We start from the raw sequence: 25,647 nt of genomic DNA on the forward strand, positions 1-25,647 counted from the left end.
TCGTCCGGACAGCCTCCGTGGACTGTCGCCAACTGCAAAATCCCATCACCCATTTATATCTCGAACTTATATTACAGCGCATGAAACCCCCAGCCCCCGAGCGACGCCCTGTGACGGTGACGATCGCCGGAAGCGACTCCGGCGGCGGTGCAGGCATTCAGGCCGATCTGAAGACGATGGAAGCGACTGGGGCGTTCGCCACCAGCGTAATCACAGCCGTGACGGCCCAGAACACGACCGGGCTGACCAGCTCACAGATCCTGCCACTTGACGAAATCGACGCGCAGTGTGATGCCGTCTTCGACGATTTCGAGGTTGCAGCAATCAAGACGGGGATGCTCGCAAGCGCCGACGTGATCGAACTCGTGACCGACCGGGTGGCGACTGCGAGCGCTCCCGCTGTCGTCGATCCGGTGATGGTCGCGACCTCCGGCGATCGGCTGCTCGACGCCGACGCCGAGGATGCCTACGAGACATTGATCGGAGAAAGCACGCTCGTCACACCGAACGCCGACGAGGCGGAGGTGTTGCTTGGCGAATCCATCGAGACGACCGCGGACGCGCGGTCTGCGGGCCAAACACTCGTCGGCATGGGTGCAGAGGCCGCGCTCGTCAAGGGAGGCCATCTCCACGAGGACGAAGCAACAGTCGTCGACGTGCTCGTTACCGGAACGGACATCGAGGAGTTCGAACATCCTCGAATCGACACGGACGCAACGCACGGCTCGGGCTGTACCCTGTCGAGTGCGGTCGCTGCTCGACTTGCGAACGGTGATTCTGTCCTCGACGCTGTCGAGTGGGGGACCGAGTTTATGCACAGTGCAGTCCGCTACCACCACGATGTCGGACAGGGGGCCGGAGCCGTTCACCACCTGGTCGACCTTCGAAACCGTGCGGATCAACGACAGCTCGACCAGCGACTCGAAACGCTCGCAAAGCGAGTCCGGAAGATCGGCGGTGGCGGGTCACAGGTACACCTCGCCGCCGCCAGTCGGTATGCGGAATCCAGAGCGGACGTCGTAACAGACACGGTGGCCTTCGACGGAGCTGCTCGCTCGTCAAACACTGCCGACGAGCGAGTCGTGCAGCGGCTCCTCGGCGTCCGAGATGCGATTCCAACGGTACGGTTTGCTGTCTCGGTGACGCTCGACACCGACCCGGATCACCTCCCGTCCACCCGGCACACTTACAGCGCGGACGCACCGATTCGATCCGCGTGTCGGGACTCTGCAGCAGGGGCTACTGAAGATCCGATCGTCCTCGAAGAACGTGGGGAGACCCGGGTGTACTCCGTTTGCGGTTCGACAGTGGACGCAGTTGCTGAGGAGATTGGTGAACTCGAACGCGAAGAGCAATAAAATCAGCAGACCGGGCGATCAGCTATCGTCGGACGGCTCCGTATCGGGACCGGACTCGACGAACGAGAACATATCGTCGTTCGTACTGTCCTCGCTTTCCTCGCCGTCCGACTCGGCTGGCGGTTCTTCTTTGTCAGATTCGGCGTCTTGTTCCGGTTCTACTTCGGCGTCTTGTTCCGGTTCTGTTTCTGCGTCCCCCTCGCTCGCTGGCGCTCCCGCAGCGTCCTGTGATGCGGTTTCGGCGAGCGGGTCCGTTTCGGTCGCTGACTCACTCACTTGCTCGTCGGGAGAGTCGTCAGCGAACGGGTTGGTATCGGCGGCCGCCTGCGCTGTAGCGTCGAGGTCTGCATCCTCGTCGCCCGCCTCAGAATCATCGGCTCCGAAGTTGATCGCATCGTCGCCCGAGGAGGTCCGGTTCAGCGATGCGGGATCCGACCCGCTCTCCTCTTCCGGTTCCGTATCGAACGCCGGTGGTTCCTCGGTTGATTCTGGCGGCTCCTCATCTGCGTCGAGCGGGTCGTCGTCAACATGGTCGTCCGCACCGGATTCCTCAGTTGTCTGACCGGGGGTACTGTCGTCGCTAGGCGGTTCAACGGCCTCGTCTTCGGCGGCCGGGAGCGCGCTGTCCCCATCGTCTCCGACTCCGCCTTCGGCATCCGCATCAGTCTCGAAGCGATCAAGTGCTTCGGAGAGCTGTGAGGCCTGATTGGCCAGATCGGAGGCCGAGCGTGAGACCTCGGTAAGCGCGGTCGTCTGCTGTTCGGCTGCCGCGGCAACGTTTTCGGATTCCGCGGTGGTCTCCTCGGAGATCGTCGCCGCCTCGTCGACCATCGCGACGACTTCCTGGGTGGACGCGGCCTGCTGTTCGGTCGCCGCCGAGATCTCCTGCACACCGGTGTTGGTCTCCTGGGCGTAGTCGGCGATCTCGTCGAGCGCCTCCGCGGCCTTTCGGACGGATTCCGTGTGGTCCGTGATCTCGGTACTGGTTTTACGAACCTCCTCCGCCGTGTCGTCGGTCTGGGATTTGATCCGTTCGAGCCGGTCTTCAATATCCTCTGCAGCGTCTTTCGTGTCTGCAGCCAGCTCTTTGACCTCCTCGGCGACGACGGCGAACCCTTCGCCGGACTCGCCGGAGCGAGAGGCTTCGATGTTGGCGTTGAGCGCGAGCATGTTCGTCTGCTCTGCAACTTCGGTAATGAACTCCAGCAGCTCGTCGATCTGGGCGACCTCCTCCTGGAGCGCCTCGATCTCCTCGACTGCCTGCTCGCTTTCGGCCTCGATCGTCGCCATCCCCTCGATCGCTTCCTGTGCCGCCTCGCGGCCATCGCGACCGGTCTGGGCGGTGCGCTCGGCGATGTCGGCCACCTCGTTCGACGAGGAAGCGATCTCCTCGGTCGTCGTCGAGAGGCCGCTCATCTCCTGGCTAACCGACTGCAGTGACTCGTTCTGTCGCTCCGCACCGTCTGAAATCTCCTGGATCGATTCGGTCACCTGTTCGCTTGCGCTCCGAACCTCCTCACTGGACGCGGTCACTTCCTCACTGGCCGTCGCAACCTCCGTCGCGAACCGTTTGAGCTGTTCGACGGTCGCCTCGATTTCGTCGAGCATGGCGTTGAAGTCCTCCCCGATGCCACGCATCTGCTCGTTGTCGGCGTCGACGGTCGCCCTGACGGAGAGGTCGCCATCTGCTGCCTGCCCCATCACTGCACGGTATTCTCTGGCTGAGGTTTGCAGATCCTGGTTGATCCGCTCGACGCGTTCGCGTTCGGATTCGGCCTCTTCGCGGGCCTGCTGGGCCTCGCGTATCTGTTCGCGCAGGGCATCGCGCATGTTGGCAAAGCCTGCATAGAGCCGGCCGATGTTATCGATCCGCTGGGTCTCGAAGTCGACGTCGAGGTTCCCCTGCTCCATCTCCTCGGTCTTGGCGGTCAGCCGGTCCATCGCGACGGCGGTGTTCCGGCCGAGTGCGAGTCCGATGATCCCGATGAGAAGCACACCGCCTGCCGTCGCGAAGGCACCGTACGTCGTCAGGGTGTCAGCGAACCCGTAGGCCTGACTCTGTGGGGAGTGGACCACGACGATCCAGTCGCTATCTCTGGGTGCTGCGTAGCCGACGACATGGTCCTCGTCCCCGACACCGGATTTATCGGGGACGAACTGCGCGTCGACTTCCATCGATGCTGCTTCGTTGCGATCAAGATCGCGTGCGGCATCCAGTACCGGGCTGTCTTCCGGATACGTCTGGCCGACGTCCTCACCGACGTTGACATCGTCCATCAGAATCGTATCGCGCTCATCGATGGTAAACGAGTAGGAATTACCGCTTGCACCGCCGATCCGATCTCCAGAGAGAATGTTCGTCCCGACTGGTTCCATGTTGTGAACTCCGACGATGATTCGATCGTCGTCACCCGAAACGCTACGATGGAACGCTATATACGGATCATCATCTAACTCGTACATCTCCGTAACATCGACGTTTCTGTGCTCGAAGTTCGGCTCGTCGAGCCACGGCCGATCCTCGGCGGTGTAGCTCTCACCACGTTCTATGGGTGATGAGGACGCGACAATATCACCGGTCGACGTATCGACCAGATGGACGTGTGTCAGCGTGTTGGCGCTGTTGTCGTCACCCCGGTCACCACGGAACTCCTCGAGATAGGTGTTAACGCCTTCGTCACTCGTATCGGCCTGAAGGCGATCCTCTCGTGACAACGAAAGAACCTCTATCGCGCTCTGCTCGAGCCAGTTATCGACGCTCTGTGCGTCGGACTGGGCAGTCGACTCGAGATCCTCTTTTGCACTCTGTTCGACCTGATCGGACATCAGTGCCGTGGCGACACCCCCGACGACGGCCACGGAGATTGCGAGAATGAGCACCACGATGGCGAACTTCGCCGCGTAGCTACTACGTATCCGGTTAGGAACGATCCGGCGGAACAAATTCAGCATAGTCGGCTACAATTCTCTGAAGTAATATAAAATCATGCATTAGTTACCGACAGGATTCATCCGGTATATATCCGGTAACAACAGACGTTGTTGTAGAGTCTGTCTCTCCGTGCCGCTCACAATTTCATACAATCATCTATTTGCGTGACCCTGCCCCATTTTCGGAACCGCAGTATTTTATTCGCGAGAGGACGTGCTACGAGCATGACCGAAGCCGAAGGGATCGTCGGCGAGTTCAAGTCGCTCAAAGCCGACAGCGACACCGACGTGCTCGCGATGCAGGTCGGCGATTTTTACGAGTTCTTCGATGACGACGCCGAACTGGTTGGCGAGGAACTCGATCTCAAGACCTCGAAGAAGTCCTCTGGGGGCGTCAAGTATCCGATGGCAGGGGTACCCGTCTCGGAGCTGACGCCGTATCTGAAAGCGCTCGTCGAGCGGGGCTACCGGGTCGCCGTCGCAGACCAGCGCGAGACCGAGTCCGGCCACGTCCGCGAGATCACGCGCGTCGTGACGCCCGGCACCCTGCTCGATGTGACCGATGCCGACGCCCGCTACGTGGCAGCCGTCGTCGAAGACGACGGCGTCTACGGGCTCGCCTTTGCCGACGTCACGACCGGCCAGTTCTCGGTGACGACGGTCGACGACGAGGATGCCCGCGACGGCGCGCTCACCGAACTCTACCGGTTCGATCCCGTCGAGGTGCTGCCCGGGCCGAGAGTTCGGGAGGACGACGACCTGCTCGGGACGATCCGCGACCGGACGAGTGCGACGCTCACGCTCCACGAGTCAAGCGCGTTCGCCCCGGGACAGGCGAGACACGCCCTCACCGAGCAGTTCGGCGCGGCCAGTCTGGAGAGCGTCGACATCGAGGCGGCTGCGACGGTCGGGGCCGCGGGAGCGATCGTCGACTACGTCGAGGAAACCGGAACCGGCCTGCTGGCATCGATAACGCGGCTGCAGCGCTACGGCGACGCCGCGTTCGCCGAGCTCGATTCGACGACCCAGCGCAATCTGGAGCTGACCGAGACGATGCAGGGCGGGGTCGAGGGATCGGTGTACTCCGTTCTCGATCACACCGTCACCAGCCCCGGCGGGCGACGGCTCAAGTCGTGGCTTCAGCGCCCCCGCCAGTCACGCGACACCCTCGACGAGCGCCTCGCCTCGGTCGACGCGCTGACCGGGGCGGCGCTGGCCCGTGAGGAGCTCCGCGAGGTGCTCGGGGACGCCTACGATCTGGAGCGCCTGGCAAGCAAGGCGACATCGGGCAGCGCGGACGCGGGCGATCTGCTGGCGGTGCGGGATACCCTCGCTGTCCTGCCCGCCGTCGAGGAGATCATCGGGAACGCCCCACAGCTTTCCGACACGCCGCTCGAAGCGATCATCGAGCGCCCGGATCGGGACCGGGCCGCAAAGATACGCGACACGCTCGACGACGCGCTCGCGGAGGACCCACCGAAGACGGTACAGGAAGGTGGCCTGCTCACTCGCGGCTACGACGAGGAACTGGACGAGCTGATCGAGGGCCACGAGGAGCTCGAACGGTGGTTCGACACGCTCGAAGAGCGCGAACGCCGCCAGTATGACCTGCGCCACGTCAGCGTGGGCCGGAACAAGACAGACGGCTACTACATCCAGATCGGCAAGTCGGCGGCCGACGAGGCCCCCGACCACTACGAGAACGTCAAGACGCTGAAAAACTCCGAGCGGTTCCGGACCGACGAGCTGGCCGAACGGGAACGCGAGATCATGCGGATCGAGGAACGGCGCGGCGAACTGGAGTACGAGCTGTTCTGTGAGCTCCGCGAGCAGGTCGCCGACTGCGCGGAGACCTTACAGGACGTCGGGCGGGCGCTCGCCGAGGTCGACGTCCTGGCGAGCCTCGCGGTCCACGCCGTCGAGAACGACTGGACATGTCCGACACTCGCCGCGCCGGGCGAGGGCATCGACATCGAAGCGGGCCGACACCCGGTCGTCGAGCAGACGACCGACTTCGTCCCGAACGACCTCTCGCTGTCCGAGCAACGGGTCTTCCTGATCGTCACCGGCCCCAACATGTCCGGGAAATCGACGTATATGCGCCAGACGGCGCTGATCGTCCTGCTGGCCCAGATCGGCAGTTTCGTTCCTGCCCGATCGGCCCGGATCGGGCTGGTCGATGGCATCTACACGCGTGTCGGCGCGCTGGACGAGCTGGCGCAGGGTCGATCGACGTTCATGGTCGAGATGCAGGAGCTCTCGAAGATCCTTCACGCCGCGACCGACGAGTCACTCGTGATCCTGGACGAGGTGGGGCGGGGAACCGCAACATACGATGGGATTTCTATCGCCTGGGCGGCAACCGAGTATCTGCACAACGAGGTCCACGCGAAGACGCTCTTTGCCACGCACTATCACGAGTTGACGACGCTCGCGGATCACCTCGACCGCGTGGCGAACGTTCACGTTGCCGCCGACGAACGGGACGGCGAGGTGACCTTTCTCCGGACGGTTCGGGACGGCCCCACGGATCGAAGCTACGGCATCCACGTCGCCGATCTGGCGGGCGTTCCCGGACCCGTGGTCGACCGCTCGAACACCGTCCTCCAGCGCTTGCGCGAGGAGAAGGCCATCGAGGCGAAAGGCAGTGGCGGTGGTGGGTCCGCGGAGACGAAACAGGTCGTCTTCGACGTCGGGAGCGGGCAGATGACGACGGCGTCGGCGGACGGCGGGGACGCGGCAACTGCTGACGCGGCGGATCCGGGCGAGACAGGTGGCTCGGACCTCCTTACCGAGCAGTTCGGCGAGGACGCGGCCGACGTGCTCGACGAGCTGAGCGCGGTCGACATCGCCGAGACATCGCCCATAGAGCTGATGAGCGCGGTCCAAGAGTGGCGTGAACGGCTCGACGACTGAGGCGACTCGTCGACGTGCTCGATCCTGTTGCCGAACATGTTCGGTGGTGGCCTCACCGAGCAGGAGCCGGGTTCGTCTTTTAGGATGCTGTAGCGCCGAGCCGCTGGTGATGCACTGTAACCAATGCGAGCAGACCCCCGTCGGGGGCTGTACCACCCGCGGCGTCTGTGGCAAGGAGCCGGATATTCAGGGCCTCCAGGAGCTGATTACCTACGGGATGAAAGGCGTCGCCGCCTACGCCTCCCACGCCCGCGACATGGGCTATCAGGATCCCGAGGTCGATCAGCTGCTTCACGAGGGGCTGTACACGTCGCTTACCAACGTCAACTTCGATCCCGACTCCCATTTCGACGTGGCGATGGACGTCGGCGAGGCGGCGGTCGGCGCGATGGAACTGCTCGATGAGGCCCACACGACCGAACTCGGGATTCCCGAACCCGCCGAAGTGCCCCAGAACGACGTCGAGGGGCATCCGATTCTGGTCACCGGCCACGACCTTTACGCGCTCAAACAGCTCCTCGAACAGTCGAAAGACGAGGACGTCACCGTCTATACACATTCGGAGATGCTACCGGCCCACGGCTACCCCGAACTCGCCAAATACGACCACCTGAAAGGCAACGTCGGGCAGGCCTGGCACGATCAGCGCACGCTGTTCGAGGAGTTCCCCGGCGCAATTCTGGGGACCTCGAACTGCGTCCAGCCGCCCAAAGCGGAGTACGTCGATCGATTCTATACGAGCGGGATCGCCGGACTCCCCGGCGTCGAGGAGGTCGACACCGACGACTTCGGCCCGGTCATCGAGACGGCAAAGGAGTCCCCCGAGGTCGACTGGGAGGGTGACGGGACCATCTCGACTGGCTTTCACCACGAGCCACTCCTCGGTCAGCTCGATGCCATCGTCGACGCCATCGAGGCTGGCAAGCTCCGCCATTTCTTCGTGATCGCCGGCTGTGACGCCCCGACGCCCGGCCGCGAGTACTACCGCGAACTGGCGAAGGCGATCCCGGACGACTGTGTCATCATGACGACCTCCTGCGGGAAGTTCCGGTTCAACGACATCGACTACGGGACGGTCCCCGGCACCGATATCCCCCGGTACATCGACTTCGGCCAGTGTAACAACTCCATCTCGACCGTCTCGATGGCGACGGCGCTCGCGGAGGAACTCGACTGTGGCGTCAACGATCTCCCCCTCTCGATCGTGCTCTCGTGGTTCGAGCAGAAGGCCATCGCCATCTTGCTGGGCCTGTTCTCGCTCGGCGTCGAGGACATCTACCTCGGCCCGACGCTGCCAGAGTTCCTCACGCCGAATCTCGTCGAGCAAATACAGGCCGAATTCGGGTTGCAGCCGACCGGCGAGCCCGAGGAGGACCTCGACGAGATGCTCGGCGAGAGGGTCGTGAGCACCGTCTGAAGTGCCCGGTCATAATACTACAAAGTTCGAAGTAAATAGCTACACTTTTCGAAGCTATTTACCCGGAGAGTGCAGACAGCCGAGCGAGCAACAGGCTTCATGATCCCCCGCTCGTAACCAACGTGATACTCGAACGACGCCCAGGTCGGCGTCGATGACACCATGACGGACACAGATATCAAGCAGTTAGACGAGCGAACCGTCCAGCGAATCGCTGCGGGCGAGGTGGTCGAGCGGCCCGCCTCCGCAGTGAAAGAGCTAGTCGAGAACAGCCTCGACGCCGACGCCTCGCGTATCGACGTCTCAGTCGAGGCCGGTGGAACCGAGTCGATCCGGGTCCGGGACGACGGAATGGGCATGAGTGAGGCGGACGTCCGCGCCGCGGTCCGCGAGCACACGACGAGCAAGATCGACGACGTTTCCGATCTGGAGGCAGGCGTCGCCACGCTCGGGTTTCGGGGCGAGGCCCTGCACACGATCGGGGCGGTCGCCCGGCTGACGATCACTACGAAGCCCCGTGGCGCGGAGGGGGCGGGGACGAAACTGGTCTTCGTCGACAGCGAGGTCGAGTCCGTCGAGCCCGCGGGTTGTCCCGAGGGAACGACGGTCGAAGTAACGGATCTGTTTTTCAATACTCCCGCCCGAAAGAAGTACCTCAAGACCGAAACCACGGAGTTCACCCACGTCAACCGGGTCGTCACTCAGTACGCGCTGGCGAACCCGGACGTCGCCGTCTCGCTCGAACACGACGGTCGAGAGGTGTTTGCGACGACCGGACAGGACGACCTCCAGTCGACGATCCTCTCGGTCTATGGAAAAGACGTCGCCACGGACATGATCCCGGTCGACGCCGAGCCCGCGGTCGGCTCCGAGTTCCCGGAGGGACCCCTCGACGGTATCTCGGGCTACGTGAGCCATCCGGAGACCAACCGGAGCACACGCGAGTACGTCTCGACGTTCATCAACGGCCGCTACGTCACCTCCGGCGCGGCCCGCGAGGCGATCATGGACGCCTACGACGGCCAGCTGGGGAACGGACGCTACCCGTTCGTCGTGCTCGATCTGTCGGTCCCCGCCGATACCGTCGACGTCAACGTCCACCCCCGAAAGATGGAGGTCCGGTTCGACGACGAGGCAGGATTCAAGCGGCAACTCGAAGCTGCAGTCGAGGACGCCCTGCTGGATCACGGGTTGGTCCGGTCGTCGGCCCCGCGCGGGCGTTCGGCCCCCGATGAGACGCAGGTGACGCCAAGTACGGAAACGATGCTCTCGGGCGCTGGCCCGTCGGATGGCGAATCAGCGTCGGACCAATCCGTAGAGCGGGAGTCCGGGGCGGGAGTCGACGATAGGGAGTCTGCATCGTCGACTACCGGGACTTCGCCATCGACGGATGGGCCAGATACTAACGACGGAGACTCGACTGCAGCGGCGTCCCGCCCGGAATCGGATAGCCCATCGCGGACGACGGGATCGGCGACTGAGAGATCGACCCACGACGCCGATACGACTGCGGAACCCGATCCGACACCCGCTTCGACGCCGATGGACACCTCGACAGCTCACGTCGTCGACTCGGATTCCGGCAGCGCATCGAGTCCGGAGTCGGGTGCTGGGAGCACGGATCGACCGGAACCGCAGGACAGCTCCCGGCACTCCCCGGCCAGTACCGACTCTGCGAAGTTCACCGGCCCGCACGACCAGGAGACGCTATCGGGTGAGGTCGCCACCGCCGAGGCGAGCTACGACAGCCTGCCACGACTGCGCGTACTCGGTCAGTTACACGACACCTACATCGTCGCCGAAACGGACGACGGACTGGTATTGATCGACCAGCACGCCGCCGACGAGCGGGTGAACTACGAGCGCTTGCAGGAGGCGTTTTCGGGAGACACGACTGCCCAGTCGCTCGCTCAGCCAGTCGAGATCGAGTTGACGGCAGGCGAGGCGGCACTCTTCGATTCCTACCGCGAAGCGCTGGCGTCGCTCGGCTTCTATGCGAACCGGGAGGGCCACCGTGTCAGCGTGACGACGGTCCCCGCAGTCCTCGACGAGACGCTCGCACCCGAGCGTCTGCGAGACGTGCTCTCGTCGGTCATCGACGCCGACGAGAGCGCGGGCGAGCAAGCAGTCGAGTCGCTCGCCGATGGCTTCATCGGCGATCTGGCGTGTTACCCCTCGATCACGGGTAATACCTCGCTTCAGGAGGGGTCGGTGATGGACCTGCTCGACCGCCTCGACGAGTGTGAGAACCCCTATGCCTGCCCGCACGGACGACCGGTCGTCATCGAGATCGATGGAACGGAACTGGAGGATCGGTTCGAGCGGGATTATCCAGGCCACAGCGGGTAGCTGGCTGCTCTTGACGGCACAAAGCATATGACAATGGCCAACGGCAACTAGTATGCGGCGGTGTCCGCTGCGCCGCACGGCCCCCACTGAGCCGTCCTGTCGGGTGGGGGGCCATACCCCCGGATTTTGCAAGTAGGTGAACTTATACTACACGCGGCCGTTGGCCGAGCCATGAGCGATCTCGTTACCTTCGGCGAAACGATGCTTCGACTCTCGCCACCACAGGGCGAGCGTGTCGAGACGGCGCGTGAACTGGAATTTCGCGCCGCGGGCGCGGAGAGCAACGTCGCAGTTACGGCCGAGCGACTGGGCGCTGTCGCGACGTGGCTCTCGAAACTCCCTGACTCGCCGCTGGGGCGGCGGGTCGTCTCGGGGCTTCAACAGCACGGCGTCGATGTCGACGTGGCGTGGAGCGATCAGGGACGACAGGGGACGTACTACCTCGAATACGGGGGCAAGCCACGGGGGACGAATGTCATCTATGATCGGAAAGGTGCGGCAGTCCAGACGACCCATCCCGAGGAGCTGAATCTCGATGCGATCCGCAAGGCGCGTGTGTTCTACACCAGCGGTATCACCCCTGCACTCTCGAACCGTCTCAGGGAGACGACCGCACAACTGCTCAAAACTGCCAAAGAGTCGGGGACGAAGACTGCCTTCGACGTCAACTACCGGTCAAGCCTGTGGTCGGAACAAGAAGCCCGAGAAACACTCACTCGACTGTTTCCGGCGGTCGACATCCTCGTCGTTCCGTTCCGCGATGCCCAGCAGGTGCTGAACTTCGAGCGCGACCCACGGCAACTGGCCCATCACCTTGCGGCCGAGTATAATCTGCAGACGGTGATCGTCACCAACGGGGAGAAGGGGTCGCTCGCGTGGCACAATAACACAGTCTACGAACAGGACATCTACCAGTCTGACACTCACGACGCCATCGGGACCGGCGATGCGTTCGTCGGGGCGTTCCTGGCGCGTCGCCTGTCGGGAGATGACGTCCCGCGAGCGCTCAAGTACGCGGCGGCGACGGCGTCGCTCAAACGCACGATCGCGGGCGATATCGCGACCGTGACGAAACCGGAGGTCGAGGCAGTGATCGGCGACGACATGCAGGATATTTCGCGGTAGCTGGCGGCCACCGGGAGCCGCTCTGGTTGTGCATAGTATCGCCCAACCGGACAAACTACTAAGCCCGTTGCCCCTCGTTTTCGGACATGGTACACGTAGCGATCATCGGCGCGTACGGCAGCGCCGGTGTAGCAGTAGCCGGCGATCTCGTGGACGTAGACGGCGTCGAGTTGACCCTGATCGACGACGGCGATCCGGGTGGCGGGCTCTGTATTCTGGATGGGTGTATGCCTTCCAAGGAGGTGCTGTCGGCCGGAGAAGCACGGTTCAAAACGAGACACGACGATCGAGTGCGTGGCACGCCGGAGATCGATCTCGATCAGGTCGTCGCCACGAAAGACGATCACACGCTCGGGTTCGCCGAACATCGTCGCGCGGCGGTTCACGACCTCGCCGAGCGCGAGACCGTCGAGTTCATCCACGACACCGCACGGCTGGTCGACGATCGTGTGCTCGCAGTTGGCGACCGAAGGATCGAGCCGGACTATCTCGTAATCGCGACAGGCTCGACCGTCGACGTCCCCGACCTGCCCGGAATCGACAAGACGGACTTCTCGACCAGTGCGGACGTGCTGGACACCACCGGGTTCCCGGACTCGGGAATCGTCATGGGCTTTGGCTACGTCGGGCTGGAACTGGCCCCCTACATCGCCGAGGCGGGTGAGACCGATCTCACGGTGATCGAACACGACGCTGTCCCGCTCGACGAAGCCGATTCCGAGTACGGCGCTGAGCTTCTGGATATCTACGAGGAGAACTTCGATATCGATGTCAGGACACATACCCACGAGCGACGGCTCGAATCGACTGATGAGGGCGGCGTTCGACTGCACGTTGACCACGAGCCACCGAACGGGGAGGCCTCCAGCGACGTCATCGAGGCTGACGAGCTGTTCCTCTTTACCGGTCGGAAACCCGCACTGGACGGGCTCGGACTCGACCACACCGCACTGGAGCCGGGCCCGGACTGGGTCGAGGACCCGATGCAGGCGCGTGACGACGAACGTGTGTTTGTCGTGGGCGACGCCAACGGGCACGAACCAATCTTGCACGTCGCCAAGGAGCAGGGGTTCAAAGCCGCCGAGAACATTCTGGCGCACTCACGAGGCGATCCCACAGATGGGTACGAGAACGTCCATCATCACGTCGTCTTCTCCGGACTGGGTGTCTATCCGTACGCCCGAGTGGGCCACTCCGAAGCCAGTGCCACAGCAGCAGGGATCGATCACATCGCGGTAACGCGATCCGCCAGCGACGACGGCGTGTTCAAGACCAAAGCAGTCCCAGAGGGGCGGGCCACGCTCGTCGTCGGCGAGGACGGGACCGTCCTTGGCTATCAGGGTCTGCACTACCACGCCGACGTCATGGCCAAGACGATGCAGATAGCCGTCGAGATGGGTCTAGACGTGCGGGAGATACCGGATCGCTCGTACCATCCGACGACCCCGGAGATTCTCGACGGGCTGTTGCGGGACGCAAGCGCGAAGCTGGAATATGCCGATACTACTCGATCACTGTAACCTCGTCGCCGACCCGGAGTGTCGACCCGGCGGCGTCTTCTCCGAGGCGCGTACAGACCATCAGTCGGAAGTAATGGTCGTACCAGTCTCGGTCGACCCACTCCGGAAGCGTCGCTTCCCGGCGCTCGACAAAGCGCTCCCGGAACCCCTCGGTCTCCGCACCGGTATCGGGGTCGCGCGTCGGCACGACACAGCGCTGGCAGGGGTTGACACCAGCGAGTTCGGCGTCGCCAAGTCGGAACGGAACGACGGAGTCGCGATCGGCGTATAGCTGATCCTCCCAGAACGGCTCGCCCGCCTCGATGATGATGTTCGGGCGGAGCCTGCGACGCATCTCGGTCGCATCGATGCCGTCGAACCAGCCCGCGACCGCGTCGAGCGTCTCTCGACTGATCACCGTGGGTCCCGATGCGTCCGTATCGTCGGGCATCCCCCCTGGATCTCGGATCACGCTCACCGGGTAGCCGAAGTACTCCGAGAGCCAGGCGTTGAGCGAGCCCCGCTCGGCGTCGAGGCTGAACGTCGCGGCGTCCCGATCTGGTGCGCTCACGGTCAGCGCCCGCGCTTCGGGATCGAACGAGGACTCGATACGGTGGACCGCCCGCTCGCGCTTCCCGTTGACGTACTCGCGGTCCTCGTCGACGATAGCGTACTGTCGGTCGCCGTCGAGCGCGCCGCTTTCGCGGAGCCGTGCCGAGTCGACGCGGTGTGAGTCGAGAGATTTGACCGGATGGACGAATAGATCGGAAATCGTTGGCACGAGTCAGTATCACATCCCGAATACAAAATAAGTTGGCTTCCGCGCAACTTCAGTGTCTGATGCAGCTACGACGAAAGAAAGTGTTGGGTAAATAATAGCAACACATGTAGATATATATCTTAACTCCTAAGACGGATGGCGACACTGTAATTACACATGACTCAGGGAAACCGGTTCGTTGATCGGAGAAACTACATGAAACTGGCGGGCGCTGCCAGCATCGCTGGACTCGCTGGCTGTCTCGAAGGCGACGACGAGAACGGCGAGGAAGCCGACGGCGAGAACACGATCGTTGCCGGGACCGCACCCGGCTTCCCGCCATTCGAGATGGTCGAGGACGGCGAGCTGGTCGGTTTCGACATCGACCTGCTCGAAGCTGTCGTCGACGAGACCGAGTACGAGCTCGCAGAATGGGAACAGCTAGAGTTCGATTCCCTGATCCCGGCGCTCGACAACGGGAACATCGACGTTATCGCAGCAGCGATGACCATCAGTGAGGAACGTCAGGAACAGATCGCATTCAGCGATCCCTATTACAGCTCGGATCAGTCGATTCTCGTCCAGACCGGTGGAGACTTCCAGCCGGAGTCGCTGGATGACTTCGAGGGACAAACTGTCGGTGCACAGAGCGGGACGACTGGCGAAACCGTCGTTCGCGACGATCTGATCGAGGCCGGGATTATCGACGAGGGGGATTACACCTCCTTCGACAACTACGTGCTCGCCGTCGAGGACCTCGAAAGCGGATTGATCGATGCGGTCGTACTGGACGAGCCGGTCGCGGAGACGTTCGAGGCCGAGCGGGACGTCGAGGTCGCGTTCGTCTACGAGACTGGCGAGGAGTACGGCTTCGGCATCCGACAGGAGGACGAGGATCTGCAGGCCGCGCTGAGTGACGGTGTCGCTGCAGTCGAGGAAAGCAGCGAATACGAAGAAATCACGTCGACCTGGTTCGGCGAGTAAGCGTACACATAGATGGATCTGCCAGCGCTGTTGACGACATCCCTGTGGGCGATAGCGGGAGAGACGTCGCCGCTCGTGGTGGAGACGGTCTGGTCGTTGCTGGGCGAGGACTGGCAGTTCGTCTTCCGGAACGCGGACTACCTGCTTGGTGGGGTCGTCATCACCATCGTGCTGACTGTCGTCAGTATTCTCCTCGGATTTGCACTCGGCTTCCCGGCGGGTGCGATCGAGACCTACGGGGATGGCTATCTCAGAAGCGCCGTCCGGAACGTCGGTATCTTGCTCCGTGGCACGCCGATCCTCGTGATCATGATCTACATGTACTTCGTCATGCCGATCGAGTATCTGCTCGGTCCGATCAACGCGGCATTCGGTGGACTCGACGTCCTGCTCGGTCCGACGCCCTTTGCCGCCCCTGACGGGATCGGAACGGCGTTTTTCGCCGCGACGCTCGCCCTCGGTCTCCGGAGTGCAGCCTACCAGTCGCAGATCTTCCGTGGTGCGCTCAGCAGTATTGATGACGGGCAGATGGAAGCCGCGCGCTCGATCGGTATGAGTCGGTTCGAGGCGATCCGACACGTCGTCGTCCCGCAGGCGCTTCGCCGTTCCGTGCCCGGGTTTCAAAACGAGTTTACGATCGTCCTCAAGGATACCTCGATCGCCTTCGCGATCGGTCTTGGCGAACTGCTGAAACGGAGCGACGATCTGTTCGTCCAGCAGACGACCGCCGTGCTGGAGGTATTCCTCTTTGCCAGCTTGCTGTATTTCATCCTGACGTTCGGGACGAACCGCACGCTCGATTACGTCGAGCAATACTTCGCAATCCCAGGTGAATCGTCGTGACAGACTCCCAGACCGACCGATCCAGTCGTATTGCATCCGAGACAGCGCCGCTTCTCCGTATTGAGGACCTCTGGAAATCCTACGGGGACGAGGAAGTGCTCCGTGGCGTCGATCTCGACATCGAGCGGGGTGATGTCGAGGTGCTGGTCGGTCCCAGCGGGAGCGGCAAGTCGACGCTCCTGCGGTGTGTCAACCGGCTCACAGAGGTCGACAGCGGCCACATCTACCTGCGCGATGTCGACGTCTGTGCGGACGACACCGATCCCAATGAGGTCCGCCAGCAGATCGGAATGGTATTTCAGGATATCAACCTCTTTGCCCATCTCACCGCCCGGCAGAACGTCATGCTCGGGCTCCGACGAGTCAAAGGGATGGACAAGGACGCCGCCCGAACGCGAGCGAACGAGGAGCTAGATCGCGTCGGGCTCGGCGACCAGACCGACTCGTATCCGGCACAGCTCTCGGGGGGCCAGAAACAGCGCGTCGGCATCGCCCGCGCGCTCGCGATGGATCCCGAAGTGATGCTGTTCGACGAGCCCACGAGCGCACTCGATCCGGAACTCTCGAACGGCGTGCTCGAAGTGATGGCCCAGCTCGTCGAGGAGGGGATGACCATGCTGGTCGTCACCCACGAGATGCGCTTTGCGCGCGGCGGAGCGAGCGGAATCACGTTCCTTGACGACGGACAGATCGTCGAGCGAGGACCGCCCGAACAGCTGTTCGAGAACCCCGAAGAGGAACGAACCGCGCAGTTCTTCCAGAGTATCAGCCATGAGTGAACCCGGTGAGATCGGATGAGTGGAGCGGAGACGACCGAGTCACCGACCGGACGGTTCCGTTCAACGTCTGCGGAGCCCGGACCCGTCCTTGGCGCCCTCGCAGGGGTCGCATTCTGGGGATGGCTCGTCACACGCTGGCTCAACGACTGGGTGCTCGCCCGGATCGGCGTGGGCCCGGGTGCCGGAGAGAACTTCGTGCCACGGGAACCGTTCGATGCCGCAGCAGCGTCGGTCGGCGACGTATCCGAGGGGCTCGGCATGGTCGGGCTTCCGATCGAGTGGGCGGCGACGCTGCTGTCGACCGTGGCTATCGCCGTCGATCTCGCACCAGCACTCGCGGGCGCGGCGTGGTACACGATCGTTCTGACCAGCGTCAGTATCATTCTCGGCTTCTTTATCGCCGTCCCACTCGCGGTGTTGCGCGTCTACGGCGGGCCCCTGAAATGGCCCGCACTCGCGTACACCGAGTTGATCCGCGGGACGCCGCTGCTCGCCCAGCTGTTCGTGCTCTACTATGGCCTCCCGCTGGCGATCTGGCTGCAGGACGCGCCGCTGGTCGGCTACGGCTCGATCCCTGAACAGGCGTTCTGGATCGCAATTATCGGCTTTACGATCAACGGCTCGGCCTATCAGGCCGAGTACATCCGCGGCGCGCTCGAAAGCGTCGACGAGGGACAGCTCACCGCGGCGCGCGCAGTCGGGCTCTCACAGTACGACGGGATTCGCTATGTCGTCCTGCCACAGACGCTCAGGTACGCCATTCCGGCGTGGACGAACGAGGTCGTCTACCTGATCAAGTACTCCTCGCTGGCAGCGTTCATTACTGTCCCCGAGCTCTACTATGTGGCGAGCGATATTGCGGCCCAGACATTCGAGTACACGGCGATCTTCGGCCTCCTCGCGGTCGTTTACCTCGGTATCGTACTGACGGCGACGAAAATCATGGATCGGGTCGAGTCCCACGTCGCGATTCCAGGTATTGGGACCGCCGATGGGCGCAAGCAAGGCGATGCCTGAGCCGCTACAGTTCCTGTCGAATATAAATCCCGAGGTAGCCACCAACAACACTGAGCCCGACCGTGTAGAGCGACCCCAGCGCGAGCGCACCGAGGACGACCAGTCCGAACGATGATTGCGCTGCCATACCTGTCAGGAGAACAGTCACGAACATAGCCGCAAACAGGTACGGGATCAGCATGATCAGCCCGGCGGCCAGTCCCATCCGCAAGCCGTCACTCGGCGTCCCACCCTGAAGATAGGCGGCAACACCACCGCCCAGCAGCGGGGCAAAGGGGATAAACGAGAGGAAGATACCGACGACAGCCCCGAGAATCGCGTTCGCGATCGGGTTCGAGAAGTCGTCAGTCGAGCTGTTCGGCTCCGCTGGCTCCGTGGAGGACGTGTCGAACGGGTCGGGGGACATGAACGTCAGTACTACCGGTCGGGTGATAATACGCTCGGTGCTCACTCCTTCCAGCGGGCGTCAGCCAGCGTCCGCTGAACGACGTCGTGACCGACTGCCTCGGCGAGCGTCTCGAAGCCGGCGCGCTCGCTTCGGTCGTCCGCGTTGGCGACCAGTCGCGAGACGATGAACTCCGGCGTCGAGCGCCCCACAGTTCCAAACCGTGGCTGGTAATCGACTTCGAGTTCCAGCTCCGGCGAGAGCCCCTCCGCGAAGATACCGTCCGTTCGCGCAGCGGTTGGCAACGGTTCGAGGTCATCCGCGAGGTGGGTGACAAAGGCACCGAGAGCGCCCCGATCGACCGTCAATCGAACAAGCCCGTGGAGCAGGTCCGCGGCGCTACCGGGCTCCGTGATTGCCTCGAACTCGTCGACGAGCATCAGCGTGCGCTCGTTGGTCGAGACCGGCGGGACGATGTTGCGCAGGGTCGATTCGAGCACGCCCGCATTGAAACTGGCATGACGGCGGTGGAATACGATCGAATCGAACGTCGAGACCTGTGCGCGACTGGCAGGGACCGGTAGCCCCATCTGGGCCAGCAGGACGACCTGACAGAGCGTCTCCAGTAGCGTCGTCTTCCCACCGCTGTTGGCGCCAGTCACCACGGCGACGCGGTGCTCGGCGGGCGGCGTCCGGTCGTCAGCGCGTGGCGGCACGTCGTCGTACTCCGCGAGCGTGTGCTCGCCGATAGCGTAGGTAATCGGCTGGACGCTCTCGTCTTCGGCGGCAAGCGAGAGGTTGAGTGCATCGACGACGCCGACTGTCTCCCGGTCAGCAGTAATATACTCGGGGCGACACATTTCGTGGGCCAGTGCGAACCGCGCCAGCGAGAGATAGAAGGCGATGTCGTCGACGGTCTCGACAGCGGCATCAACGTCCTCGCGGGCCGCCGCGACGTCGCCGCGGAGGTCGCTGGCGACCAGTTCGCGACGCTCGGAGACGGCGCTCCGGAGGTCGGTCGAGAGCTCGCGAAGGGTTGTTCCGACGAAGTCGGTCGCGTCGATAGCGTCGCCGGGCATCGCGTCCCGCACCCGGTCGATGGTCACGTCGGCTTCCGATCGGACGTGTTCGACGAACGCCGTCTGGAACTCCTCGGTTCCGCCGACGCCGTCCTCGCGCAGCGCCTCGATGACGTCAAGCGCGTTCGCGTCCAGGCGTTCGACAACGGCGAGCGAGTCCCGGAGCGAGTCGAGTTCCTCGTCGACGCCTTCGACGACGGTCGAACCGTCCAGCCCGGCGAGCGCGGCGCTTGCGTCGGCCAGTGCGTCCCGGTCGAGATTCCCGAGCGGCGCGAAGACGTCCTCGCCGTCCCCTGCTGTCGCCTGCTCGCTCGCCGCGACGACGCCCGCGTCGATCAGCGCTAGAGCCGCGTCGACGGCAGCACGCTCGCCTTCCTGGGCCTCGTCGTACGCCGCGAAAGCGTCGAGAACCCGTTCGCGGTCGGCCTCGTCAAGCGCCGTCCAGGCGTCCCGTGTCGCCAGCACGGTATCAAGTCGGGCCGTCATCTCGTCGGTATCGAGCAGCGGCGTCAGGACCCGAATCCGGTCGGCAGCTCCGCGGGTCACCGCGTGGGTCTGGATCAGATCGAGCAGTTCCTTGTACACGTCCCGGGCGTCGCCCGTGGCGAGCACGTCCATCCCCTCGCCGCCGTTGGCTCGGCGGAGGATCCGTGTCGCCCGCCCACGAGAAAGCCCCGCCTCGGTAAGCGCCCGCACGTCCCCGTTCTCGATGGCCCGGACCGCGTCCTCGACGCCGATCGAGTCCGTCAGCGCCTCGCGGGTCTTCGGTCCGACGCCCCAGTACTCCTCGAGTTGCATACCTCAAGCTATCACGGGGGTAGTATCAGTGTGGTGTTCCGTTCCCGCGTGTCGAGACGACTTCCGTCTCAGGCGTACGTCCGGTCGATCAGGTCCAGAATATTGTCGGACTCGGACATCGTGATTCCGCGGTCCTCATCGACGATGACCGGGACACCTCGCTGGCCGGAGACGCGTTTTACTTCGTTCCGATCCGAGTGCATCGCGTCGACCCAGACCGAGTCATACTCGACGCCGACCTCGTCGAGGCGATCGGCGACTTTCTCACAGAACGGACAGCCGTCAAGCTGGTACAGCGTGACGCTCATACACCTCTATTGTGAGGGGATGATGAAAGAAGTTACTCACGCGGAGACACAAGGCATATATCGACAATCGACATACGCTCGGTCGATGATGGCGACCACCCACGGTTTCGTCGGCCTCGCGATCGCCGCAGTCGTCGCGGTGATCGCTCCCGAGTTCGCCGTCGCCGCAGCGATCGGCGGTATCGCGGGTGGGATCTTCCCCGATCTGGACGTCCTCGCAGAACACCGGCGGACGCTGCACTTTCCGGGCTACTACACGATGGTCGCACTCCCCGCACTGGGGCTCGCGTACGTCGTCACCGATGTCGTTACTGTGAGCATAGCAACGTTTCTGGTCGCCGCTGCAGTTCACTCCCTCAGCGACGCGCTCGGGGGGACACCGTCGGCAGTTCCGTGGGAATCGGACCTCGATCACGCGGTTTACCTCCATGCAGCGGATCGATGGCTTCCGGCGAAACGCTGGGTCCGGTACGACGGTGCGCCCGAGGACTTTGTCGCCGGAGTGGTCTTTGCCGTGCCCGCCCTCGTCATTTTCGACGGTGCGATCCGGTATCTGGCAGTGACCGGGATCGTCGTCTCACTGGTGTACACTGCGTTTCGTCGACCGATCGGCCATGCCGTCGCCGGGATAAAATAAGTACGAAGGAAGTGGGGAGCGCAGTGTGCTAGCAATCCTGTACCGGTAACCGCACGAGAGCCGACAAGACGACGGATACACGGGTACGGAAATTTATTTGTACGTGGAGAATCCTGTAATAGTGTATGAAGCGGGACCAGTCAGACGGGGACGATCCGTACGTTGAGGCGAGGATACCCCGAGAGCTACACGACCGTGTAGAGCGACTGTTCCGCGAGTATCGGGGCTACGATTCCTCGTCTGTCCAGGAGAGCCTGAGTGTCATCTGTGATCTGGCGGAAGCCGAACTCGATACCGAGGAGTCAGGCTCTGAATCAGTCACTGCCTCGGCTCCCGATACAGACGAGACGGTGACCGATGTGACGGGAGACGACCCATCCGGGTCCGCGTCTTCAACCACCGATTCGCCGGGGACGATTCGAACTGCAATCGACGACGTGTTCCCGGCCGACTGGGACGCAAGCGAGGAGACAGCCGACAGACTATCGCTGATCGTGAGTCACTATCTCACTGCCGACGGCTCGACCCGCCTCGAACGCGAAAACACCGCGCTATCGGCGACAGCCACACGACATGGGATGACGCCCGAGCAGCTCAGAACGGAGATTGTCGACGAGATCTACGGTGCGGACACGCTGCCGGGCGAGCTGGCATCGGAGTTTTTCAGCGAGGCACTTGCCAAGGTCGAACAGCGTCTCGAACGGGCGGAGACCGATGTTCTCTCGGCAGTCGAACTCGTCGGTGATGGGTCGACAGACACCACGTCCTCGGAAGCAGACAGCCCTGACGAGCCCGAGTCGCCGCTTGACCTCGGTAGCGGGAGCAGCGCACTTCCGGAGGGGTTGGCCGACGACATGGCGAGCGACGGCGGAGCCGTCCAGAGCGTCGACGACCGCATCGATAACCTGTTTACTGGGCCGAACGGGCTCACCGAAATCGGCATTGAGTCGCTGGTAGACGGCGCGGCGACCGATTGTGAGGTCTGTGGCGAGCAGTACTCGGTCGTTGACCTCCAGACGACAACCGAAGCGAGCGACGACCGGCGGGTCAATCTGGTCTGTGCGGACTGTCTCCCCGAGTAGCGAGCGCGGACAGCAAGCCTGATAGCCCCCCGATTAATACATCCCGTTCATGACGTTGGTCGACGCGGTTTCGATCACCCTTCATCAGGTGTTCGCCGCCGTCTGGGTCGGTAGTGTTGTATTCATGACTGTTGGCGTGTTGCCGCTCGCCAGAGAGGGTCACCTCGAACCCGAGCCGGTCGAAATGGCGACGGGGACGCTTCGAACTGTCTCCCGAGTCAGTGCCGTGATCCTGTTGCTCACCGGCAGCCACATGGCCGCGAGCTTCTATACGGCCGCCGACCTGACTGGCACGCCAAACGGCTGGCTCGTTCTCGCGATGCTAGGGCTATGGCTCGTCCTGATGGGACTGATCGAAGTGAGTGGTAGTCGTCTCGTCGACGGGTTGCAGGCGAAGAAGGTTCGCGCACCCGCTCACGAGACGCTCGGCTGGTTCCGTGCGGCGTCGGTAGTCGGCATCCTCTTGCTGGTTATTGCCGGGTTGCTGTCTTCGGGTGCGCTCGTCTGATGAGGCGCATCAGATAAAGTTAGAAAAATATTTACAACAAACGATCGTAGGGCGCGGTATGTCGTCACACGAACGGGTTACTTCGATCCCATCCGGTATCCGGGGCATCTGTGTGCTCGACGCCTATCTCGTCCTGCTCGGGATGGCGCTTGCAATGCTCGGTATCGCGGACATGGACGGAACGGTGTGGCTGGACTTCAGCCTTGCCGGAGTGGATGGTATCACGTGGTTCATCTTCGGAATGTTGGTACTGGTCGCGGTACAGCTGTACGTCATCCAGGGCGTCTGGAACATCGAGTCGTGGGCATGGGGTGCCATGATGGTCGTGTTGGTCGGACAGATCGCAATCCTCGCCGGGCTGATCGCGTGGGTACTCACCGGTGAGAGCATGCCGATCAGCTACGCTGACGGGGTCATTCGCTGGGCGGTGCCACTGGTCGTCCTCGCTGGCTCTGCAGTCTACCTGTTCGACAAACGCGACTGGTTCACTGAGCTGTAGTCCGTTCGTCTTTTTTCCCTGTTTTGCACCCGCCGAGAGAGTGGCGTCGCGACAGTTCGTCCGATCGAATCGCAACGCATAGGCCCCCCGGGCATGGATCGGGTAGTATGCAACTGGGCGTTATCGGTCTTGGGCGTATGGGGCAGATCGTCGTCGACCGCGTGCTCGATGCGGGACACGATGTCGTCGCGTTCGATCTGGATGAAGAAGCCGTCGCAACGGCAGTCGACGCTGGCGCGACCCCGGCGGAGTCAGTTGTCGATCTGGCCGAACAGCTGGGAACCGAAAAGCGGATCTGGTTGATGGTCCCCGCAGGAGGGGCGGTCGACGCCGCGCTCGACGACCTCGAACCACATATGGACGCCGACGATATCGTCGTCGACGGCGGGAACTCCTACTTCCAGGATTCCGTGCGTCGCGCCGAGTCGACGGAGGTGGCGTATCTCGACTGTGGAACGAGTGGCGGCCCGGCCGGTGCCGAACTGGGCTTTTCGCTGATGATCGGCGGTCCCGAATGGGCGTACGAGGAACTGAAGCCCGTATTCGACGCCGTCGCCACGGGTCCCGCGGGACACGATCGAATGGGTCCCGCCGGAAGCGGCCACTACGTCAAGATGGTTCACAACGGCGTCGAGTACGCGCTCATGCAGGCCTACGGCGAGGGGTTCGAGCTTCTGGCGAACGGCCGGTACGATCTGGATCTCGAAGCCGTCGCCAACACCTGGAACAACGGCGCAGTCATCCGCTCGTGGCTCCTGGAGCTCTGCGAGGAGGCGTTCCGCGAGGAGGGCAACGAACTGGGCGACGTAGCCGATCACGTCGCCGGTGGTTCAACGGGGACGTGGACGGTGCAGGAAGCGCTCGAACAGGAGGTGCCGACGCCGCTGATCTATCAGGCGCTCGCCGAGCGCTTCGGGAGCCGCTCGGACCGGTTCTCCCGGCGGCTCGCGAACCGGCTTCGGTACGGCTTCGGGCGACACGAGGTAGCGCGCGAGGAGTAACCACTCGGCTCGGCCACGGTTCTCTCTCATCTAGCCAGGCGACCGGCTGGTTTCACTCGATGACACGGATGTCGTTGCTCCGGTCATGCTCGATCGTTGTCGCGACCCCGTCTGCGATATCGGCACCACAGATCTGCTCGATGATCCACAGCGACAGGTCGATCCCGGACGTGACCCCACCTGCTGTCAGGATATCGCCGTTGTCGACGACGCGAGCGTCGACAGGGACTGCACCGTGGTCGGATAACTGATCGTGGGCCGAGGCGTGCGTCGTCGCCGGGCGTCCATCCAGCAGACCTGCGGTTGCCAGGATCATCCCACCAGTACAGACGGCGGCGATTGTCGTTCCCGCGTCGTGGCGACGTCGGATCGCATCGAGTGCTACCTCGTTCTGGGTGACTGCCCACGCGCTTGCCTCGCCGCGTGTGTTCCACCCGCCGCCGGGGACGACGAGCAGGTCGGGGTCGTCCCCGATCGGGCCATCCGCTTCGATCGTCAGGCCGCGGCTGGCGGTGGTCCGATCGGTTGGGGCAAACGTCACGAGTCGAACGTCGATCGAACATCCGCGATCCGCGGCCGTGGTGAACACTTCGAACGGTCCAACCACGTCGAGTTCGTCGAACCCGTCATAACAGAGGATCTCGAGCGTAGTGGGGCTGTCGACGTCCATGTGATCCCGTGGTTGTCCGCCGATATCAACGTCCGCATCTGGCGGACGATCCGCCAATAATCACAATACAATTAAACCCGCAATCCGAACCCCCTCTCATGTTTAACGAGCTGGGGATCGCGATCGGGTTCAGTCTGACCCTGATCGCCGTGCTCATGCATTTCTCCCGTGGGACGGGATGGACATCGAACGAAGATATCTCCCAGGAAGTTCTCGAACGGCGCGCGGAGTCGGTACCCGAGACGGACTTCCCCGAGCCGATGAACCGGTCGATCGGCGGCGGCGCACCCGCGGGTGCCATCGGCGGCGGCGAAGCCGGTGGCGAACTCGCGGAGGGTGGCGAAGCGGTCGAAGAGGAGAGTGGCCCGGGAGATATCCCCGAAGACGAGATCGAGTACTACGAGATCGACTTTGTGAAAGAGGGGGAGACGATCGAGGTCGCAAACAACGAGACGATTCTCGAAGCGGGCGAAGACGAGGGGTGGGATCTGCCCTACGCCTGCCGTGAAGGCTCATGTGTCTCGTGTGCTGGACAGATCGACGGCAACACCAACGACTTCATCGAGCACGACGACCAGTCGATGCTTGGCGATGCGGAGCTCGAAGACGGCTACACGTTAACGTGTGTCGCGTACCCCCGCGGCGAGTTCTCCATCGAGACCGGCGAACAGCCCTGAGTTCCGTCTCGCTATTTTCGGTTAT

At 63.1% G+C, this 25,647-nt stretch carries 22 protein-coding genes; 16 read left to right on the forward strand and 6 right to left on the reverse strand.

Annotated features, from left to right (window positions below):
• Nucleotides 1–80: 80 nt before the first annotated feature.
• A complete protein-coding gene (thiD, locus tag AArcSt11_RS11195) occupies nucleotides 81–1,358 on the forward strand; it encodes a bifunctional hydroxymethylpyrimidine kinase/phosphomethylpyrimidine kinase (protein WP_250597112.1) in 1,278 nt (425 codons plus the stop codon).
• An 18-nt stretch (nucleotides 1,359–1,376) separates the two neighbouring features.
• Here thiD and AArcSt11_RS11200 read toward each other — a convergent pair whose 3' ends face one another.
• On the reverse strand, nucleotides 1,377–4,310 hold the full coding sequence (locus tag AArcSt11_RS11200) for a methyl-accepting chemotaxis protein (RefSeq protein ID WP_250597114.1): 2,934 nt from the start codon (nucleotides 4,308–4,310) through the stop codon (nucleotides 1,377–1,379).
• A 204-nt stretch (nucleotides 4,311–4,514) separates the two neighbouring features.
• Between AArcSt11_RS11200 and mutS the strand changes: the two genes are divergently transcribed.
• The 5 genes from mutS to AArcSt11_RS11225 all read left to right on the forward strand — a co-directional run bounded on the left by mutS (nucleotide 4,515) and on the right by AArcSt11_RS11225 (nucleotide 13,616).
• A complete protein-coding gene (gene mutS / locus AArcSt11_RS11205; protein ID WP_250597115.1) occupies nucleotides 4,515–7,205 on the forward strand; it encodes a DNA mismatch repair protein MutS in 2,691 nt (896 codons plus the stop codon).
• A gap of 109 nt (nucleotides 7,206–7,314) precedes the next feature.
• The gene (gene hcp, locus AArcSt11_RS11210; RefSeq protein WP_250597117.1) at nucleotides 7,315–8,622 is read left to right on the forward strand and encodes a hydroxylamine reductase; all 1,308 of its coding nucleotides are present in this window, start codon (nucleotides 7,315–7,317) and stop codon (nucleotides 8,620–8,622) included.
• Nucleotides 8,623–8,784: 162 nt separating this feature from the next.
• Entirely contained in the window at nucleotides 8,785–10,971 is a 2,187-nt protein-coding gene (gene mutL, locus AArcSt11_RS11215) for a DNA mismatch repair endonuclease MutL (protein WP_250597119.1), read from the forward strand.
• Between the two features lie 171 nt (nucleotides 10,972–11,142).
• Nucleotides 11,143–12,096 (forward strand): bifunctional 2-dehydro-3-deoxygluconokinase/2-dehydro-3-deoxygalactonokinase, encoded by a 954-nt coding sequence (kdgK1, locus tag AArcSt11_RS11220; RefSeq protein ID WP_250597121.1) that lies wholly within the window; start codon nucleotides 11,143–11,145, stop codon nucleotides 12,094–12,096.
• An 86-nt stretch (nucleotides 12,097–12,182) separates the two neighbouring features.
• The gene (locus AArcSt11_RS11225; protein WP_250597123.1) at nucleotides 12,183–13,616 is read left to right on the forward strand and encodes an FAD-dependent oxidoreductase; all 1,434 of its coding nucleotides are present in this window, start codon (nucleotides 12,183–12,185) and stop codon (nucleotides 13,614–13,616) included.
• Here AArcSt11_RS11225 and AArcSt11_RS17090 read toward each other — a convergent pair.
• On the reverse strand, nucleotides 13,600–14,376 hold the full coding sequence (locus AArcSt11_RS17090; protein WP_250597125.1) for an MOSC domain-containing protein: 777 nt from the start codon (nucleotides 14,374–14,376) through the stop codon (nucleotides 13,600–13,602). The two genes, AArcSt11_RS11225 and AArcSt11_RS17090, sit on opposite strands and share 17 nt — an antisense overlap.
• A gap of 156 nt (nucleotides 14,377–14,532) precedes the next feature.
• On the opposite strand from AArcSt11_RS17090, the gene AArcSt11_RS11235 reads away from it, so the two are divergent.
• From AArcSt11_RS11235 to AArcSt11_RS11250, 4 genes are read left to right on the forward strand one after another with little or no spacing between them, the layout of a single operon-like run.
• Nucleotides 14,533–15,339, forward strand: a complete 807-nt coding sequence (locus AArcSt11_RS11235) for a basic amino acid ABC transporter substrate-binding protein (RefSeq protein ID WP_250597126.1) — start codon at nucleotides 14,533–14,535, stop codon at nucleotides 15,337–15,339.
• Between the two features lie 12 nt (nucleotides 15,340–15,351).
• The gene (locus AArcSt11_RS11240; RefSeq protein WP_353617756.1) at nucleotides 15,352–16,182 is read left to right on the forward strand and encodes an amino acid ABC transporter permease; all 831 of its coding nucleotides are present in this window, start codon (nucleotides 15,352–15,354) and stop codon (nucleotides 16,180–16,182) included.
• Complete coding sequence (locus tag AArcSt11_RS11245; RefSeq protein ID WP_353617757.1) at nucleotides 16,179–16,961, forward strand: amino acid ABC transporter ATP-binding protein; 783 nt, start codon at nucleotides 16,179–16,181, stop codon at nucleotides 16,959–16,961. Before AArcSt11_RS11240 ends, AArcSt11_RS11245 begins: the two co-directional genes overlap by 4 nt.
• A 15-nt stretch (nucleotides 16,962–16,976) precedes the next feature.
• Entirely contained in the window at nucleotides 16,977–17,978 is a 1,002-nt protein-coding gene (locus AArcSt11_RS11250; RefSeq protein WP_250597127.1) for an amino acid ABC transporter permease, read from the forward strand.
• A 4-nt stretch (nucleotides 17,979–17,982) separates the two neighbouring features.
• Here AArcSt11_RS11250 and AArcSt11_RS11255 read toward each other — a convergent pair whose 3' ends face one another.
• The 3 genes from AArcSt11_RS11255 to AArcSt11_RS11265 form a co-directional block, all read right to left on the reverse strand.
• Complete coding sequence (locus AArcSt11_RS11255) at nucleotides 17,983–18,384, reverse strand: DUF5518 domain-containing protein (protein WP_250597128.1); 402 nt, start codon at nucleotides 18,382–18,384, stop codon at nucleotides 17,983–17,985.
• A 41-nt stretch (nucleotides 18,385–18,425) separates the two neighbouring features.
• Nucleotides 18,426–20,240: a MutS-related protein gene (locus tag AArcSt11_RS11260; RefSeq protein WP_250597129.1), complete on the reverse strand. Its 1,815-nt coding sequence runs from the start codon at nucleotides 20,238–20,240 to the stop codon at nucleotides 18,426–18,428.
• A 68-nt stretch (nucleotides 20,241–20,308) separates the two neighbouring features.
• Nucleotides 20,309–20,548, reverse strand: a complete 240-nt coding sequence (locus tag AArcSt11_RS11265) for a glutaredoxin family protein (RefSeq protein WP_250597130.1) — start codon at nucleotides 20,546–20,548, stop codon at nucleotides 20,309–20,311.
• 85 nt (nucleotides 20,549–20,633) lie between these two features.
• Here AArcSt11_RS11265 and AArcSt11_RS11270 point away from each other — a divergent pair, with 85 nt between their 5' ends.
• The 5 genes from AArcSt11_RS11270 (at nucleotide 20,634) to gnd (ending at nucleotide 24,275) form a co-directional block, all read left to right on the forward strand.
• Entirely contained in the window at nucleotides 20,634–21,185 is a 552-nt protein-coding gene (locus AArcSt11_RS11270; RefSeq protein WP_250597132.1) for a metal-dependent hydrolase, read from the forward strand.
• Between the two features lie 125 nt (nucleotides 21,186–21,310).
• Nucleotides 21,311–22,267, forward strand: a complete 957-nt coding sequence (locus AArcSt11_RS11275; protein WP_250597134.1) for a hypothetical protein — start codon at nucleotides 21,311–21,313, stop codon at nucleotides 22,265–22,267.
• Nucleotides 22,268–22,316: 49 nt separating this feature from the next.
• Nucleotides 22,317–22,775, forward strand: a complete 459-nt coding sequence (locus AArcSt11_RS11280) for a CopD family protein (RefSeq protein WP_250597136.1) — start codon at nucleotides 22,317–22,319, stop codon at nucleotides 22,773–22,775.
• Nucleotides 22,776–22,833: 58 nt separating this feature from the next.
• Entirely contained in the window at nucleotides 22,834–23,274 is a 441-nt protein-coding gene (locus tag AArcSt11_RS11285; protein WP_250597138.1) for a hypothetical protein, read from the forward strand.
• Nucleotides 23,275–23,381: 107 nt separating this feature from the next.
• The gene (gene gnd, locus AArcSt11_RS11290) at nucleotides 23,382–24,275 is read left to right on the forward strand and encodes a phosphogluconate dehydrogenase (NAD(+)-dependent, decarboxylating) (RefSeq protein WP_250597139.1); all 894 of its coding nucleotides are present in this window, start codon (nucleotides 23,382–23,384) and stop codon (nucleotides 24,273–24,275) included.
• Nucleotides 24,276–24,327: 52 nt separating this feature from the next.
• On the opposite strand, the gene AArcSt11_RS11295 is transcribed toward gnd, so the two are convergent.
• Nucleotides 24,328–24,945, reverse strand: a complete 618-nt coding sequence (locus AArcSt11_RS11295; protein ID WP_250597140.1) for a DJ-1/PfpI family protein — start codon at nucleotides 24,943–24,945, stop codon at nucleotides 24,328–24,330.
• A gap of 98 nt (nucleotides 24,946–25,043) precedes the next feature.
• Here AArcSt11_RS11295 and AArcSt11_RS11300 point away from each other — a divergent pair, with 98 nt between their 5' ends.
• The gene (locus tag AArcSt11_RS11300) at nucleotides 25,044–25,622 is read left to right on the forward strand and encodes a 2Fe-2S iron-sulfur cluster-binding protein (RefSeq protein WP_250597141.1); all 579 of its coding nucleotides are present in this window, start codon (nucleotides 25,044–25,046) and stop codon (nucleotides 25,620–25,622) included.
• The last annotated feature ends 25 nt before the right edge of the window (nucleotides 25,623–25,647 follow it).

It is taken from the genome of Natranaeroarchaeum aerophilus (assembly GCF_023638055.1).
GTDB classification, from domain to species: Archaea; Halobacteriota; Halobacteria; order Halobacteriales; family Natronoarchaeaceae; genus Natranaeroarchaeum; species Natranaeroarchaeum aerophilum.